Here is an 18,956-nt window from a genome sequence, read left to right on the forward strand (position 1 = left end):
GCTCCTCGGCTCGGCGGTGTGATCCACGCTACAGGCGGTGGAGCAGTTCCTCCAGGCCCAGGCCGTCCAGCACGCCCGCCGGGTGCGGTCCGGCGGCGGCGAAGGCGTCCGCCCACTCCCGGGGCAGGGCCCGGCGCCCGCCCACGAGGACCAGGTTGCCCGGGTAGCGCCCCGTGAGCAGCCGCTCCTCGGCCAGGCACCACACGTCCGCCAGCGCCTCCCGCATCGCCCGCGCCTGCCCGGCGAAGAACGCCAGCCCGGGATCGTCGCCCACGTTGACGACCAGCACCCCGCCGGGCGCCAGCACCCCGGCGGCCTCGGCGTAGAAGGACGGCTCCGTGAGGTGGGCGGGAGCGTCCCGGCCCGAGAAGACGTCGAGGACCACGAGGTCCGCGGTCCCGGGGGCGACGACGTCCGGCAGGGCCGCCCGGGCGTCGTCGATCACGACGCGCACGTCCGCCCCCGCGGGCAGGGGCAGCGCCTCGAGCACGAACGCGGGCAGCTCCCGCTCCAGCTCCACGGCCACCTGCGCGGAGCCGGGCCGGGTCGCGGCCACGTACCGGGCGAGCGTCAGGGCCCCGGCGCCCAGGTGGACCGCGGTGACCGGCGCACCCGGCGCCGCCACCACGTCGACGACGCCGCCGATCCGCCGCAGGTACTCGTAGAAGATCTCCCCGGGGCGGGCGAGGTCCACGTGGGACTGCTCGGCCCCGCCGATGGAGAGCACGAACCCGCCCTCGGTGAAGCCGTCCGGGGTGATCTCGGCGTGCACGCCGGCGTCCTTGAGGTATCTGCGCATGAGCCCATTGTCACTTCCCGGACGGGAATGAAGCGGGGGCCGGGACGGCTCTACCGGTGAACCACTGCTGCGTCCCGAAGGATCCCCCGCCCATGGCACCCGACGTCCCCGTGTCCGAGACCCCTCCCGTCCCCGCCCCCGCGCCCGCCACCGGGCTCCCGGACACCGGCCCCCCGGCCGTCGTCGCGGACACCGACCACTCCGCCCGCAACCGCCTGGTCATCGGGCTGCTGCTGGTCTCCACGTTCGTGGTGATCCTCAACGAGACGATCATGGGCGTGGCGCTGCCCCGCCTCATGGCCGACCTCTCGGTCACGGCGGTCGCCGGCCAGTGGCTCACCACCGCATACATGCTGACCATGGCCGTGGTCATCCCGGTGACGGGGTTCCTGCTCCAGCGCCTGCACACCCGGCCCGTGTTCCTGACCGCCATGACCCTGTTCAGCCTCGGCACCCTCGTCTGCGCGGCCGCGCCCGGGTTCGGGACGCTGCTCGCGGGGCGGGTGGTGCAGGCCGGCGGCACGGCCATCATGATGCCGCTGCTGATGACCACGGTGCTGACCCTGGTGCCGCCGGCCGGGCGCGGGCGGGTCATGGGCAACATCTCGATCGTCATCTCGGTGGCCCCGGCTGTGGGGCCCACCATCTCGGGCGTCATCCTCAGCGTGCTCGAGTGGCGGTGGATGTTCATCCTGGTGCTGCCGATCGCGGTGGGCTCCCTGCTGCTCGGCGCGTGGCGGATGCAGAACGTCACCGAGCCCCGTCCGGCGCCGCTGGACGTGGTCTCGGTGGTGCTCTCGGCCCTGGGCTTCGGCGGCCTGGTCTACGGCCTGAGCACGCTCGGCGAGGGCGGGGACGCCGCGCTCCCGGCGTGGGTGCCGCTCGTGCTGGGCGTGGCAGCGCTGGCCGTGTTCGTGCGGCGCCAGACGCGGCTGCAGCGCGCGGACCGCGCCCTGCTGGACCTGCGCACCTTCCGGTCCCGGGTGTTCACGATGTCCACGGCGGTGCTCGCCGTCAGCATGATGGCCCTCTTCGGCACGCTGATCGTCCTGCCCATCTACCTGCAGACCGTGCACGGCCTCGACCCCCTGGGCACGGGCCTGCTGCTGCTGCCCGGCGGGCTCGTCATGGGACTGCTGGCACCCTTCGTGGGCCGGGTCTACGACCGATCGGGCCCCACCGTGCTGCTCGTGCCGGGCTCGATCCTGCTGAGCGCGTCCCTGTGGTACCTCGCCTCCACCACGGGGGCCACGCCCGTCCCGATGGTGCTGCTCGCCCACGTGGTGCTCAGCACGGGTCTGGCCCTGATGTTCACCCCGCTGTTCACCGCGGGCCTGGGCGCCCTGCCGACACGGCTGTACTCGCACGGCTCCGCCATGGTGGGCACCCTGCAGCAGGTGGCGGGCGCGGCGGGCACGGCCCTGTTCGTCACCGTGCTGACCCTCTCCGCCGCCGGCGCGGCGGCCTCCGGGGCCTCGGCTCCGGAGGCCACCGAGGCGGGCGTGCGGAGCGCCTTCCTGTGCGGCGGGATCATCTCGCTGCTCGCCGTCGTCGGCTCCTTCGGGGTGCGCCGCCCCGCGGGCACGGCGGGCACGGAGAGCGCCGCGGGCGCGGAGGACTGAGGCCCCGCGGGCCCGGTCCTCAGCCCCGGACGCGCTCGCGGATCAGCCGCGTGAGCTCCGCGGCGTCCTCGACGGCCCGCTCGCCCTCGGCCAGCCCCGCACGCAGCTCCTCCCGGGTCGCGGCGTCCTTGAGGGCGCGGACGTTGATCTCGAGCGTCACCATGGCCGTGGCCACCGCGGCCCGGGCCGCCTCGGAGGCCGCCGCCACGTCGCTGAGGACGTTGGGGTTGCACCAGCCGGTCAGCTCGCGCGCGAGCCCGACCACCTCGGTGCCCACGCCGATCAGCTCCCGTGGGGGACGCGCGGCGCCGGCCGTGGCCTCCTGGACGGCCCGTGAGCGCTCCGCCTTCTCCTCGGCGGTGTCCTTCGGCAGGGTGTAGGCGGCCGAGAGCGCGCCGAAGGCCTCGGCGTCGGCGTCCGCCAGGCCCAGCGCGCGCGGGATCAGCTCCTCGGCCCGGTCGGCCGCGCGCCGGGCACGGTCCGCGTGCTCGGACGCCGTGGAGTAGCGGGCGGACATCGCGATCAGGGCCGCGCCCAGCGCGGCCTGCAGGGCGCCCGCGGCGCCGCCGCCGGGGGCGGGCTCGTCCGAGGCCATGCGCTCCACGTAGGCCCTGACGTTCTCCGAGCTGATCACAGCGGCTCCTTCCGGTGGCGGGACCTGCCGCCCGCCGCGGGGCGCGCGCAGGCGGTGGCGTCCGCACGAGCCTAGCCCTCCGCCGGTCCCCGTGGTGAGTCCCACAGCCACCGCGGGACGAATGCACGGCCCGTCCATCGCACGGAAACGTGCCGGCCACATCCGCGGACGATCCTGGAGGTGTCCGAGGGCCCCCTCCCCGGACGCCGACCCCCGAGAGGACGTGCCGCCATGACGACCCTCCGAGCGACGACCGTCGACGCGACCGCCGATGACACCTGGGTCCAGGACCCCGCACGGATCCGCCCCGGCGACCGGATCGAGGTGTGGGAGCAGGGCCACCTCCGCCACGTCGGCACGGTGGGCCAGTGCGCCCCCCACCTGCGGCTGCTCTGGATCCTGGAGGCCGGCACCGGCTCCCGCCGGCTGATCCCCGTCCACGGCTACCGCCTGCGCCGCTCCCCGTTCGCCCGCCCCGCCTGAGGCCCCGTCGCCTCGTGTTCAGCCGCTGTTCGCCCGGGGCGGGTACGGTCGGCGCTGACAGCCGGGCGGACGAGGAGGATCATGGGGAGTCAGCAGGTCGACGGCGGTCGCGGCGGGGCAGCACCCGGCCGGGACCGCGGGAGGGAGCACGGCATGGCGGCGACCGCCCGGCAGGAGTGCGCCGCGCGGCTGCACGACCGGGTCGCGGCGCTCGTCGACGTGGTGCTCCGGGCCCGCCGGACGGCCGTGCCGCAGCTCGAGCGCGTGAACCCCCGCCACCGCGGGTCCGCGCTCAACCTCGTGGACTACGTGGCCGTGCGCAGCCAGGACGTGCGGGACCTGCAGCGGGACCTCAGCGGCCTGGGCGTGTCCTCCCTGGGGCGGATGGAGGCCGGGGTCATGAGCCACCTCGGCGCCGTGCTGGAGACCCTCCGCGTGCTCGCCGGCCGGCCGGAGGAGGAGGTCGGGGCGCCCGGCCCCGACGAGCCCGGCGAGCCCGGTGCGGAGGTGCTGCGCCGCAACACCGCGGCCCTGCTCGGCCCGGGCCGGGAGGGGCGCAGCACCCGGATCATGGTCACCTTCCCCTCGGAGGCCGCCTCGGACCCCCGGCTCGTCCAGGACATGGTCCGCGCCGGGATGGACGTGGCCCGGATCAACTGCGCCCACGACGGCCCCGAGCAGTGGGCGGCCATGATCGGGCACGTCCGGGCGGCCGGGCAGGCGCTCGGCCGCGAGGTCCGCGTGGCCATGGACCTCGCGGGGCCCAAGCTGCGCACCGGGCCGATCGAGCCCGGTCCGCAGGTCGAGAAGATCAAGCCCACCCGGGACAGCGGCGGCCGGGTGACCGCCCCGGCCCGCCTCTGGCTGGGCGAGGCGGAGCCGGCGGTCGACGACGACGCCCCGGCCGTCCCCGTGGCCGGCGCAGCCTGGACCGCGGCCCGCACCCCGGGGGAGCGGCTGCGGCTCAAGGACGCGCGCGGCTCCGGACGGACCCTGCGGGTGATCGAGGCCACCGGGCCCGGCGTGCTCGTCGAGTGCGCCAAGACCGTGTACTTCGCCACGGGCCTGGCCGTGCGGGCCGAGGACGGCACGGAGGGCGTGCTCGGCGAGCTGCCCGCCGTCGAGCAGTCCCTGCGCGTGCGCGCGGGGGACACCGTGGTGCTGACCCGGGACCTCGCACCCGCCCCGGTCCGGTCCGAGAGCCCGTTCCGGATCGGCTGCTCCCTGCCCGAGGTGTTCACGGACGCCCGGGAGGGGCAGCCGGCCTGGATCGACGACGGGAGGATCCGCTGCCGGATCACCTCCGTGGGGCCCGACGAGATCGCGCTGGAGGTGCTGCAGGCGGGCCCCGACGGCACCAAGCTCAAAGCGGGGAAGGGCATCAACCTGCCCGAGACGGACCTGCGCATCTCCTCGCTCACCGACGAGGACCGCACGCACCTGCCGTTCGTGGCCGAGCACGCCGACATCGTCAACATGTCCTTCGTGCGCTCGCGGGAGGACGTGACCGACCTGCTGCGGGAGCTCGAGCGGATCGGCAACACCGCCCTGGACGTCACCCTCAAGATCGAGACCGTGGGCGGCTTCGAGTCCCTGCCCGCGATGCTGCTGGAGGCCATGCGGTGGCAGGACGTGGGCGTCATGATCGCGCGCGGGGACCTCGCGGTCGAGGCCGGGTTCGAGCGGATGGCCGAGGTGCAGGAGGAGATCCTGTGGCTGTGCGAGGCCGGGCACGTGCCCGTGGTCTGGGCCACCCAGGTCCTGGAGTCCCTCGCCAAGAAGGGCCTGCCCTCCCGGGCGGAGGTCACGGACGCGGCGATGGGCCAGCGCGCCGAGTGCGTGATGCTCAACAAGGGACCGTTCGTGGTGGACGCGATCGAGGCCCTCGACGACATCCTCGTGCGGATGGAGGGGCACACCCGCAAGAAGTCGGACATGCTCCGCCGGCTCAACGCGTGGGCGCCCGTCGTCGAGTGAGCGGGCGAGCGGTCGGGTGGGCCGCGGGGCGGACCGCGCGGTGACCCGTGCCACACTGGGGGCATGGCCGCACGCGACACCGCTGTTCTCCGCTTCCTCGCCGCCCCGACCGACGCCGGGCGCACCGGCACCGTGGACGGCGGGCGCGTCCTCGAGTGGATCGACAAGGCCGCCTACGCGTGCGCCGTGGGCTGGTCCCGGGCCTACTGCGTGACGGCGTACGTGGGCAACATCCACTTCGACCGCCCGGTGTGCGTGGGGGACATGGTGGAGGTCTCCGCGAAGATCGTGCACACCGGACGGTCCTCGATGCACATCCGGGTGGAGGTCGCCTCCGCGGACCCCCGCGAGCACGGGGTGACCCTCAAGGACACGTGCCTGATCATCATGGTGGCCGTGGACGGGGACGGCCGCCCCACCCCCGTCCCGCAGTGGGCGCCCGAGACGGAGCACGAGCGCCAGCAGTCGGCCGTCACGCAGCGTCGGATCGAGCTGCGCAACAGCATCGAGGAGCTGATGGCGGAGCAGCGGTACACGGACGAGGGCACCGCCGAGGAGACCGTGCTGCGCTTCCTCGCCGCGCCCACGGACATCAACTGGGGCGGGAAGGTGCACGGGGGCACGGCCATGCGCTGGATCGACGAGGCCGCGTACGTGTGCGGGGCCCGGTGGGCGGGCCGGCCGGTCATCGCCGTCTACGCCGGGGGCGTCCGGTTCTACCGGCCCATGCACATCGGCCACCTCGTGGAGGTCCGGGCGCGGCTCATCCACACCGCGGCCCGCGGCCTGCACATCTCCGTGAACTGCTGGTCGGGGGACCCTGCGACCGGGGAGCTCGCGCTGACCACCAACTGCCTCATGGTCATGGTCGCCCTCGACGACCAGGGCCACGCCCTGCCGGCCCGGCAGTGGCAGCCGGTCAGCCAGGAGGACCGGGACCTGGACGCCTTCGCCCGGGAGCTGGTCCGGCTGCGCGCCGAGTTCCCGGACTCCTTCCAGCAGGTCGACCCGTCCGTCTCCCGGCTGCCCAGGAGCTGACCGCGCCCCCTCCTCAGCCGTCGGCGAATCCCGGGACCCGATCAGCCTGCTGTGCATATAGTGGGCCGAGACCCACCGTCCCGGCACCCCACAAGGAGAGCACGCCATGGACCTGAATCCCCTGAGCAACGCGTTCGACGACGAGGGCAAGCCCAAGCCCGCCATGAACAAGCTCCTCGACACCGTGCTGCGCGTGCAGCGGCCCGTGGTCCTGGGCTTCGTGAAGAAGGAGCGCGCCGACCACCCCGACGAGACGCCCGAGCAGATCGCCAGGCGGCTCGAGAAGATCTACGTCCGGTCCGTGACCATGGGCGGCGGGGCCGTCGGCGCCACCGCGGTGGTCCCCGGCATCGGCACCGTCGCGTCCCTAGGCCTGTCCTCGTTCGCGGTGGTCGGCTACCTCGAGGCCACCGCCCTGTACGCCCAGGCGATCGCCGAGCTGCACGGGGTGCACACGGAGGACCCGGAGAAGACCCGCACCATGGTCATGGCCCTGATGCTCGGCGAGGACGGCCGCCAGGTCATGAACCAGATCCTGGCCAGCGGCACCAAGGGCCGCGGCATGATGTCCTCCTGGGGCCTGATGATGGGCAAGGACGACTCGAAGACCTTCGACGTCAGCAGGATCATCCGCAACATGTTCGTCAAGCGCTTCCTGCTCAAGCAGACCGGCGCCGTGTTCGGCCGCGCCCTGCCGTTCGGCGTGGGCGCGATCGTCGGCGGGGGAGCGAACCTGGCCATGTCCAAGCAGGTCATCGCCGCGACCCACGAGGCGTTCGGGCCGCTGCCCACCACGTTCCCCGCCGAGCTCGGGCCGGAGGAGCGGGCCCCCCGCTTCGACGACGGCACGTCCCGGAAGGGCAGGCGGGGCCGGAAGGCCGACACGGCCGCCGCGGCCCGCGGCGAGATCACCGGCGAGCAGTAGACCCCGCGCCGCGCTGCCGCGCTGCCGCTCGACGACGCCCCGCCCCCGGCGGGGCGTCGTCGTCGTTCACGACAGGTCCGCCGGGGCGTGGCCCCGCGTTCACCGCGTCTGCCTAGCCTGGTGCACGAGCGGGGCCCACCGCGCCCCGACCGACAGCCGAGGGAGCGCCGTGCGGCCGATCGTCTACGCGCACCGGGGGGCCAGCGCGGACCTCCCCGAGCACACCCGGGCCGCCTACGTGCAGGCGCTGCTGGACGGCGCCGACGGGGTGGAGTGCGACGTCCACCTCAGCCGCGACGGCCACCTCGTCCTGCACCACGACGCCCAGCTGGGCCGCACGAGCGACGGCCGGGGCCCCGTCTCCGCCCGCACGCTCGCCGAGCTGCGCCGCCTCGACTGGACCTCCTGGAAGGGCGTGCGCATCCCGCCGGGCCACGGGGCGCCGGACCGTCAGCTGCTCACCCTGCCCGAGCTGCTGGACCTGCTGCGGGGAGCGGGCCGGCCCGTGGGCCTGGCCGTGGAGACGAAGCACCCCAGCCCGTTCGGCCACCGGCTCGAGGAGGAGGTCCTCGGTCTGCTGATGCGGGAGGGCTGGGACCCCGAGACCGGGCGGCTGGACGACGTCACGGTCTCGCTGATGAGCTTCCACCCCGACGCCGTCCGGCACTTCCTGGAGACGGTGCCCGCCCGGCACGTGTGCCAGCTGGTCGGGACGACCACCCGCCGCACGGTCGGGGACAGCCTGCGCGTCGGCCGCACGGCCGCGGCGGTGCTCCACGCCGGGATGCGGTTCGTGGTGCCGCCGGCGCTGCCCGTGATCTCGGCGGGCCTCGTGGACCTGGTGGGCCCGGGGCTGGACCTCGTCCGGGCCCGCCCCGACCTCGTGCGGCAGTGGCGGGCGGAGGGACGCGTGCTGCGGGTCTGGACGGTCGACACCGCACGGGAGGTGGACCTGTGCCGCGCGCTGGGCGTCCAGCAGCTCACCACGAACCGCCCGGCCGACGTGCTGCGCTGGGTGCGGGCTCCCTCCGGGGCCCCGCTCGGCGTCCCGGCCGGCGGCCCGGCGGCCGTCACGGGCCGGTCCCGGTGCGCGAGCACGACGGTCGGGTAACGGGGGGTCACGTCACCGCCGGCCGGGCCCGGCGCGCGTATGCTCGACAGCAGCTGTCCGTGTCCCCCGCACGTCACCGTTGCCCGCCTCTCCCCCCACCACCAGGAGACGGTCATGCCCACCCCGATCCCGCCCCGCGCCCCGGACGCCGGCGCCGTGCGCGCTCCCGCCCCGGACCTCCAGGCCGAGGCCGTCCGGCTCGCCGAGCACGTGCGCCGCGAGACCGCCCGCGCCGTCGCGCCCGAGCGCATCGACTCGGAGTTGTCCCTGCTGAACCGGTTCGCCGAGCACGAGGACGTCGACGTCGTCCTCGGGCCCGTGCTCGCCGGGATCGTCGCGGCCGCTCTGCTCTCCGCCCGCCTCACGAGCGGGCTCACCGATCCCACCACCGGCGGGGCGGCCTGGCGGGCCCTGGACGGGCTCGAGCCGCACCCGGCGCCCGGGATCGGGCGCCTCGACCTGGACGTGGCCACCCGGCGGCTGCGCATGGGCCGCGGCACGGTCCTGGACCTTGCGCCGGTCGCGGACGCGTGGGCGGCGGACCGCATCGTCCGGGCCTTCACGGAGACGCACCCCGGCGTTGCGCTGGTCGCCGAGGTCGGCGCGGCGTGCGCCGTGGGCGGGCCGACCGCCGCGGCCGCCGCCCTCGTGGGCGCCGCCCCGGCGGCACGGAGCGCCGACCCCCGGACCGGTGTGGAGCCCGGGGTACGGGCGGCCCTCGTCGAGGGCGGCCGGCGGGGCCTCGCGGTGGTGGAGAGCCCTGGGAGCGTCCTGGTCGACCCGGTGACCGGCGCCGTCGCGGCGAGCCCGTGGGACCGGGTCGTGGTCGCCGCGCAGAGCGCGGTGGAGGCCCAGGCCTACGCCCGCGCGGCGCACGTGCTGGGACGGGACGCGCCCGGCTGGGTCGCGGCGTGCGCGGCCGACGGCGAGTTCACCGGTTCCCGGCCCGGCAGCACCCTCCGGCGCCGCCTCAGGACACCGGGCTGGCCGGAGCGGGCGGGCCGCGCGGCGGCCTGAGCGGCGCCGGTAGCATGACCGCATGAGAATCGTCATAGTGGGCGGCGTCGCCGGCGGAATGTCCGCGGCCACCCGTCTGCGCCGCCTGCTGGAGGACGCCGAGATCACGGTGTACGAGCGCAGCGGCCACGTGTCCTTCGCCAACTGCGGCCTGCCCTACCACGTGGGCGGCGTCATCGAGGAGCGCTCCGCGCTGCTGCTGCAGACCCCGCAGTCCCTGGGCGCCCGGTTCGGCCTCGACGTCCGGGTGGGGCACGAGGTCGTCGGCGTCGACCGGGACCGGCACGTGCTGCGCGTCCGGGACCTCGCCTCCGGCCGGGAGGAGGAGCGGGGCTACGACGTCCTCGTCCTCTCCCCGGGGGCCGTCCCCGTCCGCCCGCCCGTGCCCGGCATCGAGCGCGCCCTGGTCCTGCGCGACATCGAGGACACCGACGCGGTCGTGGCCGCGGTCGAGGGCGCCCGCTCCGCCGTGGTCGTCGGCGGCGGCTACGTCGGCCTCGAGGTCGCCGAGCAGCTCGTCCACCGCGGCCTGCAGGTCTCCCTCGTCGAGGCCGCCCCCCAGGTCATGGCCCCGCTCGACCCCGAGATGGTCGAGCCCGTGCACACCCTGATGCGCGAGCGCGGGCTCGACCTGCGGCTGGGGACCACGGTCACCGAGGTGGGGGAGCGCACCGTGACGCTCGACGACGGCACCGAGCTGCCGGCCGACGTGGTCCTCGCCGCGGTCGGCGTCCGCCCCGACAGCACGCTGGCCCGGGCCGCGGGGCTGGAGGTCGGGGCGCGCGGCGGCATCGTCGTCGACGAGCACCTCCGCACCTCCGACCCGGACGTCTACGCCGTGGGGGACGCCGTGGAGAAGCGCGACGCCCTCGACGGGTCCGCCACGCTCGTCGCGCTGGCCAACACGGCCAATCTCCAGGGCCGGCTCGTCGCCGACGTGATCGCCGGCATGGACGTCTCCGACCGGCCGGTGCTGGGCACCTCCGTGGTCGGCGTCTTCGGCCTCACGGCCGCGGCCACGGGCTGGAACGAGAAGCGGCTGCGCGCCGCGGGCCGGTCCTACCGCGCGATCCACACGCACCCCGCGAACCACGCCGGCTACTACCCCGGGGCGGAGGGGATGACCCTCAAGCTGCTCGTGGACCCGGAGGACGACGCGATCCTCGGCGCCCAGGGCGTGGGCGGGGCGGGCGTGGACAAGCGCATCGACGTCCTCGCCACGGCCATCACCGGCGGCATCGCGGCCGCCGACCTCGCCGAGCTCGAGCTGGCCTACTCCCCGCTCTACGGCTCCGCCAAGGACCCCGTGAACATGCTCGGCTACATCGACCGCAACCACCGGGACGGGCTCGTCGAGACCGTCCAGTGGCACGAGCTCGACGACCGCCTCGCCTCCGGCGCCACCCTGCTGGACGTCCGCACCCCGGGCGAGCACACGGCGATGCCGATCCCCGGCGGGATCAACATCGAGCTGGACCGGCTGCGGGACCGCCTCGACGAGCTGCCGGAGGGCGAGCTCGTGGTGCACTGCCAGGCCGGCCTGCGCGGCTACCTCGCGGCCCGGGTCCTGGCGCAGCACGGACGGGACGTCGTCAACCTCGACGGCGGCTACCTCACCTGGGCGGCCCGGCCCGACGGCGCCGCGGCGACGCCCTCCGGCGACGACGAGGACCGGGGCTCCCCGGCCGGCTGAGCGGCACCCGGGACGCGGCGCAGCACGAGGCCCCCGCACGGGAACAGGGACGAGACGGTCCTGTTCCCGTGCGGGGGCCTCGTGCGTGCAAGGACGACCCGACGCTCGTTCACGAAAGGTAACAGGGGGAATTCTCCTGTCCCCGGAGCTGTGGCCGGGACGGGCGACCGGCCACCCAGCTCCCGGCCCCCGGCGCGCACCGGGGGAGCGTCCCCGACCGTCGACCCCCGGCCCGGGAACCGCACGATTGCAGTCGAAAACGTCTCGCAGAGCGAGATGCGGGCTGTGATCTTTGCCACTGGAAACCGATCGCGCGGTCGGCATCGCCCCTGGCAGCTCCACCGACGAACGCATCGATAACGGAGGAATAACGCCGCCGTGACGGATCCGTGAGGAGGCCATAACACCCCGCTCCGTAGAACGGACATGCCGGTAACACCGGTGTTACGTGCATCGAAAGGAGTTGGACATGACCTCAGTGCCACATCGCTCTCACCGCCGCGAGGAGACTGCGGCGGCAGAGCGAGTGCTGTGGGACGAGGCCGCCGCGAAGGGAGGCCCCGCCGGAGCAGCTCCGTGGACGGAGCCCTCGACCCGGGGCGTCCGGAGCACGGAGACCAAGCCCACCCGGCTGCACCACTTCTTCGAGCGCAGCTGCGACCTGACCCCCGACGCCCAGGCGCTGCACGCCGACGGCCGGGCCTACACCTACGCGGAGCTCGACGAGCTCGCCAACCGCCTGGCCCACCTGATCACCGGCTACGGCCTGAGCGCGGGCGACCGCGTCGGGATCCTGCTCCAGCGCTCCACGATGCTCTACGCGTCCCTCCTGGCGATCCTCAAGACGGGCGCCACCTTCGTCCCGATCGACCCGAACCTGCCCGCGGACCGCGTGCAGTTCATCGCCGAGGACTCCGACCTGTCCCTCATGCTGACCTCCGCCGAGTTCGTGGCCCTGGTCGAGGACGCGCCCGCCGACGTCGTCGACGTCGGCCGGATCGGCGAGCGGCTCGAGGAGGCGCCCGCGCACCGCCCCGTCGTCCGCCACGAGGGCGACCCCACGTGCTACATCATCTACACCTCGGGCTCGACCGGCCGCCCCAAGGGCGTCGAGGTCGCGCACTCGAGCATCTGCAACTTCATCGAGATCGTGCCCGAGGTCTACGACGTCCGCTCCGAGGACCGCGTCTACCAGGGCATGACCATCGCGTTCGACTTCTCCATCGAGGAGATCTGGCCGACCTGGGCCGTGGGCGCCTCCCTGGTGGCCGGCCCCACCGACGACGCCCGCCTGGGACAGGGGCTCGCCGAGTTTCTGCAGCGCATGGAGATCTCCGTGCTCTACTGCGTGCCGACCGTCCTGGCCACCCTCGAGCACGACCTGCCCCGCATCCGCAGCATCCTGGTGGGCGGCGAGGCCTGCCCCGCCGACCTCGTGGAGCGGTGGTGCACCCCCGAGCGCCGGATGCTCAACACCTACGGCCCCACCGAGGGCACCGTGACCGCCACGTGGGGCGAGCTCGCCCCCGGGCGGCCCGTGACCATCGGCAAGCCCCTGCCCACCTACGAGGTGCGGATCCTCGACGAGGAGATGAACGAGGTCGCCGACGGCGAGCCGGGCGAGATCTGCATCGCCGGCCCCGGCGTGGCCCGCGGCTACGTCAACCTGCCGCACGTCACCGAGGAGCGCTTCCGCCCCCACCCGGACGGGCCCCGGGCCGGACGGATCTACCGCACCGGCGACCTGGGCCGGTTCATGCCCGACGGCGAGATCGAGTACCTCGGCCGCGCCGACAGCGAGGTGAAGATCCGCGGTCACCGCGCGGACCTGCAGGAGATCGAGAACGTGCTGCGCCGGGAGGACGCGGTGGCGGACGCCGCCGTGAAGCTCACCTCCGGCGGCGACGACGTCGCGGCGTTCCTCACCCTGCGCGCCCCGGTGCGCGACGAGCGCGCCCTCTTCGAGCTGCTCCACGACTCCGTGGTCGCGGCGCTGCCGCCGTACATGGTGCCGTCCTTCTACGAGATCCTGCCCGCGATGCCGATGATGGTCAGCGGCAAGGTGGACCGGAAGAACCTGCCGGACCCCAGCACGCCCCGCTTCGTCACCACGATGGGGCTGGTCCCGCCGGCGACGGACGCCGAGTGGGGGATCACGGAGGTGTGGTCCAAGGTCTTCCGCATCCCCGAGGACCAGCTCTCCGTGGAGGCGGACTTCTTCATGGAGCTCGGCGGGCACTCGCTGCTCGCCGCGACCGCCACGTCCGAGCTGCGCCGCGCGCACCCGGACCAGGACATCTCCATCGCGGACATCTACACCTACCCGACCGTCCGGGACCTGGCGCGCCACCTGGACGCCGCCCCGGCGTACGTCCCCGCCGCGGCCGCCCCGGACGACCGCCCCGCGCCGCTGCACCACACCAGCGGCCGCGTGGCGCTGTGCGGCCTCGCGCAGGTGACGACGATGGTCCTGGCGGCCATGCTCGTCGGCTCCCCGCTCGCCGCGGTCCTGTACTCCTACGGCGGTCAGTTCAGCTACGCCCTGATGTGGGACATGCTCCTGGTGGGCGTCCTGGTCTCCGTGCTCGCCCGCGTCCTCCTGCCGTTCCTCGGCTCCCGCGTGCTGGGACGCTTCGTCAGACCGGGGCACCACGCCCTGTGGGGCCGGCAGTACTACCTGCTCTGGTGCATCGACGGACTGACCCGGCTCTCGCCGCTCAATCTCCTCACCGGCACCCCGATGGCCGCCGTCTACCTGCGCCTGCTGGGCGCCAGGATCGGTCCGGACGCCCACGTGGGCACCGCCGCCATCGGCCTGCCCTCGCTCGTCACCGTCGGCGCCCGCGCCAGCATCGGCTACAACTCCTCCGTGCAGACCGCCCAGGTCGAGGAGGGGTGGGTGACCATCGCGCCGGTGCACATCGGCGACGACGCGTTCGTGGGGGCCAACGCCCTCCTGCAGCCGGGCACCCGGATCGAGGACGGTGCCCGCCTGGCCGAGCAGTCCCTGGCCTCCCGCAACCAGACGATCCCCGCCGGCGAGCACTGGCTGGGCTCCCCGGCCCGGCCCGGTGACGGGGACGACGAGCTGCTCGAGCGGATGGAGCGGCGCCCGCTGCCCAGCGGCCGCTGGCCCGCCCCGCTGGCGGCCGGCCTGCTCCTGGGCTGGCTGGTCCTCGAGCTGATGCCCTTCGTCCTGGTGCTCCCGTCCTTCCTGATGATCTGGGCCGCGGCCCTGGAGTTCGGCCTCCCCGTGGGGCTCGCCCTCACCCCGGCGGTCGGCGTCGTCTACGTGCTCACGGTCTGCGCCGTGGTCGCGGGCGGCCGGAAGATCGTCCTGCGCCGCACGCCCACCGGCATCCACCCCGTGCGCAGCGGGCTCGGCGTGCGCAAGTGGATGGCGGACCAGCTGCTCTCCACCAGCCTGGAGAGCACCAACGCCCTGTACGCCACGATGTACACGGTCCCCTGGCTGCGCGCCCTGGGCGCCAAGGTCGGCCCCCGCTCCGAGGTCTCCACGGTCGGCCACATCGACCCGGACCTCCTCACCCTCGGCGAGGGGAGCTTCGTCGCGGACATGGCCAGCGTGGGCAGCGCCGTCTACCACCACGGTCACCTGTACATGGAGCGCACCGTGGTGGGCGACCGCTCGTTCGTGGGCAACGCCGCGTTCGTGCCCTCGGGCACCCGGATGGGCGAGGGCTCCCTGGTGGGCGTCGCCTCGGTGCCCCCGGCCGACGTGCCGGACGGCACGTCCTGGCTGGGCTCGCCCGCCATGTTCCTGCCCCGCCGGCAGGACAGCGGCAACTACGACGAGAGCCTCACCTTCCGGCCCTCGCGCGGCAAGGTGGCGGCCCGCCTCGTCATCGAGGCGCTGCGCATCACGGTCCCGCCGGCGCTGATCGGGCTGATCGGCTACCTGGGCCTGCTCGCCTCGGTCGCCCTGGTGCCCGAGCTGACGCTGCTCGGCTTCGTGGCCGTGCTGCCCCTCGTCGCGCTGGCCACCGGCCTGACCGTGGTCCTCGCCGTCGTCGTCCTGAAGTGGGCGATCGTGGGCCGGTACCGCCAGCGCGTCGAGCCGCTGTGGGACAACTTCGTCCGGCGCAGCGAGTTCGTCACCGGCGTGTACGAGTCCGCGGCGGTCCCCGCCCTCATCGGCGGTCTCGTGGGCACGCCCCTGATCGGCCCGGTCCTGCGCCTGTTCGGCGCGCAGATCGGCCGGCGGACGTACATCGGCACCACCTACCTGACCGAGTTCGACCTCGTCCACATCGGCGACGACGCCGCCGTCTCGACGGACGTGTCGCTGCAGACGCACCTCTTCGAGGACCGCGTGATGAAGATGTCCCACGTGGAGATCCTGCCCGGGGCCTCCGTCGGTGCGCGCTCGATCGTGCTCTACGACACGACGGTCGGCGCGGGTGCCTCGGTGGACGCCCTGTCGCTGGTGATGAAGGGCGAGCAGCTGCTGCCCCACACCGCCTGGCGCGGCATCCCGGTGCGGTCGGCCACGGCCGCCCTGACCTCGGGACGATGACCCGGCCATGACCGCCCAGTGGACGTCCCCGCGACCCGGCAGCGGGTCGCGGGGACGCCGTTGCCCCGCCGCCGGGCACGCACCGGCCGGGACGGCCCCGGGCGGGAGCGCGTCAGGCGCTGCGCATGTGGCCCATCAGCTGGGTGATCTGGGGGGAGGGCGGCGCTCCGAGCTCGTCGGCCATCGTGCTGCAGAAGCTGCGGAACGTCTGCAGGGCCGGGGCGTTGTTGCCGAGACCCAGGTCCGCCTCGATCGACACGCGGACCGCGCTCTCCCGCAGCGGGTCCAGGGCCCGGACGTTGTCGGCGAGCACGTGGGCCCGGTAGAAGTCGCGGTGCTCCAGGGAGAGCCGGGCGAGGTGCTCCACGGCGTTGACGTACAGGGTCCGCAGCCGGTCCTGCTCGGCCATCACCCAGCCGTCGTACCAGCCGGGCAGCAGCTGGGCGCCGTCGGGGGACAGGAACCAGGGGTCCTCCGTCACGGGCGCCGTGGCGGTGGCCGCCCGGTCCAGGGACGCGCGCAGCTCGTGCAGGTCCACGGTGACCGTTTCGGCCAGGGCGATGTTGTTGCCGCGGGCCCCGACGGCTCCGGGCACCTGGCGCGAGATGTTGAAGACGGTGGTGCGCAGGCTGCCCATCGCGCGCTCCGCGGTCCGGTCAGGCCACAGCAGCTCGCCGAGGAACCGGCGCGGCTTGGGACCGAGGACGGCGAGCGCGGCCAGCAGGCGCTGCTGCCGGTGGCCCAGGGCCAGCACGGTGCCGTCGAGCTCGACCTCGACGTTGCCGAGAAGCCGCAGCCTGATCGAGTGTTCCCCATCCATTGTCATGATCCCCCACTGTCATGATCACTGTCCCCGGTGCGCCCGGAGCCTGCCTTCCCCCGAAGGCCGTGGTCCGAGCACCGTCCTCTCCGGTCCCGCGGACCAGGATCCAGGTCCGCCGCGAGAGAGGGTTCAGGCACCGATGATCCCGGGCAACGCCCCGTGAGTCAAAAGCGAACGCCCGGAGTGCGTCAAAAGCAAACGAAAACCCAGGCGGCCGGCACACGACCCCGGTGGAGGGTGGTGCGCAGGACCGCACCGTGGTATACGACTGATCCCCGGACCGGCGGTGCCGGCCGGGGCACGAGCTCAGGAGTTCTACCGATGACCGACCAGCGACCCGTCACGGGCGTCCGCACGGACCCCCTCGGGAACATCGTCGCCCTGTGCAATCCCGCGGAGGTGTGGTCCCCGCGGTCGACCACCCGGATCATCCGGGACATCGAGAGCGAGGTCCACCTCTACTACGTCCCGGGGTCGTCGGGGCAGCTGCGGGTCCGCGTGGTGTCCGCCGGGTGCGAGAAGCGGCTGTGGGCCGCCCCGGAGGACACCGTGTGCAACAACCTGCACGACCTCCCGTCCGTCTGATCCGCACGGACTGATCCGCACGGACTGGTCCGCACGGGCCGATCCGCGCGGCACGGGGTGCCCGGGCGCGTCCCGGCGCCCCGTGCCCGGGCACCCCGTCGTCACGCGGGGCGCGGGCTCACAGGAAGCGCACGAGGTCCGCCGCGATGCCCGTGTAGGTGGCCGGGGTCAGCCCGGACAGCCGCTGCTCCGCGGCCGGGGACAGGCCCAGGCCCGCCACGAACTCCTGGAGTCGGGCGGCGTCCACCCGGCGGCCGCGGGTCAGGTCCTTGAGGCGCTCGTAGGGGTTGTCCATGCCCTCGACGCCGGCGATCGCCTCGGCGCGCATGACCATCTGGACCGCCTCCGCGAGGACCTCCCAGTTCGCGTCGAGATCGGCGGCCAGGACCGCCTCCGCCACGTCGAGGCGGGCCAGGCCCTTGCTCACGTTGGAGACCGCGAGCAGGGAGTGCCCGAAGGCCACGCCGATGTTGCGCTGGGACGAGGAGTCGGTGAGGTCGCGCTGCCACCGGGACGTCACGAGCGTGGCGCCGAGGGCGTCCAGCAGGGCGTTGGAGAGCTCGAGGTTCGCCTCGGCGTTCTCGAAGCGGATGGGGTTGACCTTGTGCGGCATGGTGGAGGAGCCGGTGGCGCCCTCCACCGGGATCTGCTGGAAGTAGCCGATCGAGATGTAGGACCACACGTCGGTGCAGAAGTTGTGCAGGATCCGGTTGAACCGGGCGAGGTCGGCGTAGAGCTCGGCCTGCCAGTCGTGGGACTCGATCTGGGTGGTCAGCGGGTTCCAGGACAGGCCCAGGCCCTCCACGAACTCGCGCGAGACCTCCGTCCAGTCCGCGTCCGGGACGGACGCGTAGTGGGCGGCGTAGGTGCCCGTGGCGCCGTTGATCTTCCCCAGGTACTCGGTGCGCTCGATCCGGGACAGCTGGCGGCCCAGGCGGTGGGCGACCACCGCCATCTCCTTGCCCAGCGTGGTGGGCGTGGCGGGCTGGCCGTGGGTGCGGGAGAGCATGGGGGTCTCCGCCGCGGACCCGGCCAGCGCCGCGACGTCGGCCACGAGCGCCCGGGCCGCGGGCAGCCACACGTCGGTCGTGGCGTCCTTGACCCCCAGGGCCCACGCCAGGTTGTTGATGTCCTCGGAGGTGCAGCCGAAGTGCACGAGGGGGACCAGGTGCTCCAGTCCCAGGGCGGGCAGCCGGCGGCCGATGTAGTACTCCACGGCCTTGACGTCGTGGACCGTCACGGCCTCGATCTCCGCGAGCTCCGCGACCGAGTCCGTGTCGAAGTCCGTGACGACCCGGCGCAGCCCGGCGATCTGCTCCTCGGTCAGGGGCGCCAGCCCCGGCAGCACCGACCGCTCGGCGAGGTGCAGGAACCACTCGACCTCCACGTGCACGCGGTTGCGGTTGAGGGCGGCCTCGGAGAGGTGGTCGACCAGGGGCGCGACCACGGGCTGGTAGCGGCCGTCGAGGGGCCCCAGCGCGACGGGCGGGACGGCGGCGGCGAGCGCCGCGCGCCCTGAGGACAGGATGCGATCGGTGTTGGGCATGGGCACATTCTTCCACGGCCCCCGCGCGCTCCCGGGCGGACGAATTGTCGTCCGCCGCCAACTTTCGCGGAACCCGGTTGTAGCTTTCGCCCCGAAAAGCAGCGGGTCGTCCGGAGGGGCGTCATCGACCGGGGGAACCCCGGGGGTGCGGGGATAGCATGACCTC

At 74.1% G+C, this 18,956-nt stretch carries 14 protein-coding genes; 10 read left to right on the forward strand and 4 right to left on the reverse strand.

Annotation, left to right across the window (positions count from 1 at the left end; all coding sequences use genetic code 11):
• Window positions 1-28 precede the first annotated feature (28 nt).
• The gene (locus E7Z53_RS06065) at window positions 29-799 is read right to left on the reverse strand and encodes a spermidine synthase (protein ID WP_176337387.1); all 771 of its coding nucleotides are present in this window, start codon (window positions 797-799) and stop codon (window positions 29-31) included.
• A gap of 92 nt (window positions 800-891) precedes the next feature.
• Between E7Z53_RS06065 and E7Z53_RS06070 the strand changes: the two genes are divergently transcribed.
• Window positions 892-2,421: a DHA2 family efflux MFS transporter permease subunit gene (locus E7Z53_RS06070; protein WP_035928152.1), complete on the forward strand. Its 1,530-nt coding sequence runs from the start codon at window positions 892-894 to the stop codon at window positions 2,419-2,421.
• Between the two features lie 19 nt (window positions 2,422-2,440).
• Here E7Z53_RS06070 and E7Z53_RS06075 read toward each other — a convergent pair whose 3' ends face one another.
• Window positions 2,441-3,055: a cyclodeaminase/cyclohydrolase family protein gene (locus E7Z53_RS06075; RefSeq protein ID WP_035928155.1), complete on the reverse strand. Its 615-nt coding sequence runs from the start codon at window positions 3,053-3,055 to the stop codon at window positions 2,441-2,443.
• A gap of 231 nt (window positions 3,056-3,286) precedes the next feature.
• Here E7Z53_RS06075 and E7Z53_RS06080 point away from each other — a divergent pair, with 231 nt between their 5' ends.
• The 8 genes from E7Z53_RS06080 (at window position 3,287) to E7Z53_RS06115 (ending at window position 15,836) form a co-directional block, all read left to right on the forward strand.
• Window positions 3,287-3,538: a hypothetical protein gene (locus tag E7Z53_RS06080; RefSeq protein ID WP_035928159.1), complete on the forward strand. Its 252-nt coding sequence runs from the start codon at window positions 3,287-3,289 to the stop codon at window positions 3,536-3,538.
• Window positions 3,539-3,619: 81 nt separating this feature from the next.
• A complete protein-coding gene (locus E7Z53_RS06085) occupies window positions 3,620-5,515 on the forward strand; it encodes a pyruvate kinase (protein ID WP_255219442.1) in 1,896 nt (631 codons plus the stop codon).
• A 63-nt stretch (window positions 5,516-5,578) separates the two neighbouring features.
• Window positions 5,579-6,553, forward strand: coding sequence for an acyl-CoA thioesterase (locus E7Z53_RS06090; RefSeq protein WP_126350376.1), 975 nt, complete (start codon window positions 5,579-5,581; stop codon window positions 6,551-6,553).
• A 106-nt stretch (window positions 6,554-6,659) separates the two neighbouring features.
• On the forward strand, window positions 6,660-7,478 hold the full coding sequence (locus E7Z53_RS06095) for a di- and tripeptidase (protein ID WP_109242923.1): 819 nt from the start codon (window positions 6,660-6,662) through the stop codon (window positions 7,476-7,478).
• Window positions 7,479-7,647: 169 nt separating this feature from the next.
• The gene (locus E7Z53_RS06100) at window positions 7,648-8,589 is read left to right on the forward strand and encodes a glycerophosphodiester phosphodiesterase (protein WP_176337389.1); all 942 of its coding nucleotides are present in this window, start codon (window positions 7,648-7,650) and stop codon (window positions 8,587-8,589) included.
• Between the two features lie 114 nt (window positions 8,590-8,703).
• Window positions 8,704-9,606, forward strand: a complete 903-nt coding sequence (locus E7Z53_RS06105; protein WP_176337390.1) for an FAD:protein FMN transferase — start codon at window positions 8,704-8,706, stop codon at window positions 9,604-9,606.
• A gap of 22 nt (window positions 9,607-9,628) precedes the next feature.
• Complete coding sequence (locus E7Z53_RS06110) at window positions 9,629-11,299, forward strand: FAD-dependent oxidoreductase (RefSeq protein ID WP_109242922.1); 1,671 nt, start codon at window positions 9,629-9,631, stop codon at window positions 11,297-11,299.
• Window positions 11,300-11,768: 469 nt separating this feature from the next.
• The gene (locus E7Z53_RS06115; protein WP_217905473.1) at window positions 11,769-15,836 is read left to right on the forward strand and encodes a Pls/PosA family non-ribosomal peptide synthetase; all 4,068 of its coding nucleotides are present in this window, start codon (window positions 11,769-11,771) and stop codon (window positions 15,834-15,836) included.
• 112 nt (window positions 15,837-15,948) lie between these two features.
• On the opposite strand, the gene E7Z53_RS06120 is transcribed toward E7Z53_RS06115, so the two are convergent.
• The gene (locus tag E7Z53_RS06120; RefSeq protein WP_081994483.1) at window positions 15,949-16,662 is read right to left on the reverse strand and encodes an AfsR/SARP family transcriptional regulator; all 714 of its coding nucleotides are present in this window, start codon (window positions 16,660-16,662) and stop codon (window positions 15,949-15,951) included.
• Between the two features lie 318 nt (window positions 16,663-16,980).
• Between E7Z53_RS06120 and E7Z53_RS06125 the strand changes: the two genes are divergently transcribed.
• Complete coding sequence (locus E7Z53_RS06125; RefSeq protein ID WP_017833496.1) at window positions 16,981-17,244, forward strand: hypothetical protein; 264 nt, start codon at window positions 16,981-16,983, stop codon at window positions 17,242-17,244.
• Window positions 17,245-17,362: 118 nt separating this feature from the next.
• Here the strand turns inward: E7Z53_RS06125 and purB are convergent, their stop codons facing one another.
• On the reverse strand, window positions 17,363-18,790 hold the full coding sequence (gene purB, locus E7Z53_RS06130) for an adenylosuccinate lyase (RefSeq protein WP_017833497.1): 1,428 nt from the start codon (window positions 18,788-18,790) through the stop codon (window positions 17,363-17,365).
• Window positions 18,791-18,956: the final 166 nt, after the last annotated feature.

Source organism: Kocuria salina, assembly GCF_013368965.1.
GTDB classification, from domain to species: domain Bacteria; phylum Actinomycetota; class Actinomycetes; order Actinomycetales; family Micrococcaceae; genus Kocuria; species Kocuria rosea.

What these genes read in the sequence shown, in the direction of transcription:
- E7Z53_RS06065 (WP_176337387.1), bottom strand. Translation starts at nt 799, where the DNA reads ATGCGCAGATACCTCAAGGACGCCGGCGTGCACGCCGAGATCACCCCG.
- E7Z53_RS06070 (WP_035928152.1), top strand. Translation starts at nt 892, where the DNA reads ATGGCACCCGACGTCCCCGTGTCCGAGACCCCTCCCGTCCCCGCCCCC.
- E7Z53_RS06080 (WP_035928159.1), top strand. Translation starts at nt 3,287, where the DNA reads ATGACGACCCTCCGAGCGACGACCGTCGACGCGACCGCCGATGACACC.
- E7Z53_RS06085 (WP_255219442.1), top strand. Translation starts at nt 3,620, where the DNA reads ATGGGGAGTCAGCAGGTCGACGGCGGTCGCGGCGGGGCAGCACCCGGC.
- E7Z53_RS06090 (WP_126350376.1), top strand. Translation starts at nt 5,579, where the DNA reads ATGGCCGCACGCGACACCGCTGTTCTCCGCTTCCTCGCCGCCCCGACC.
- E7Z53_RS06095 (WP_109242923.1), top strand. Translation starts at nt 6,660, where the DNA reads ATGGACCTGAATCCCCTGAGCAACGCGTTCGACGACGAGGGCAAGCCC.
- E7Z53_RS06105 (WP_176337390.1), top strand. Translation starts at nt 8,704, where the DNA reads ATGCCCACCCCGATCCCGCCCCGCGCCCCGGACGCCGGCGCCGTGCGC.
- E7Z53_RS06110 (WP_109242922.1), top strand. Translation starts at nt 9,629, where the DNA reads ATGAGAATCGTCATAGTGGGCGGCGTCGCCGGCGGAATGTCCGCGGCC.
- E7Z53_RS06115 (WP_217905473.1), top strand. Translation starts at nt 11,769, where the DNA reads ATGACCTCAGTGCCACATCGCTCTCACCGCCGCGAGGAGACTGCGGCG.
- E7Z53_RS06120 (WP_081994483.1), bottom strand. Translation starts at nt 16,662, where the DNA reads ATGACAATGGATGGGGAACACTCGATCAGGCTGCGGCTTCTCGGCAAC.
- E7Z53_RS06125 (WP_017833496.1), top strand. Translation starts at nt 16,981, where the DNA reads ATGACCGACCAGCGACCCGTCACGGGCGTCCGCACGGACCCCCTCGGG.
- purB (WP_017833497.1), bottom strand. Translation starts at nt 18,790, where the DNA reads ATGCCCAACACCGATCGCATCCTGTCCTCAGGGCGCGCGGCGCTCGCC.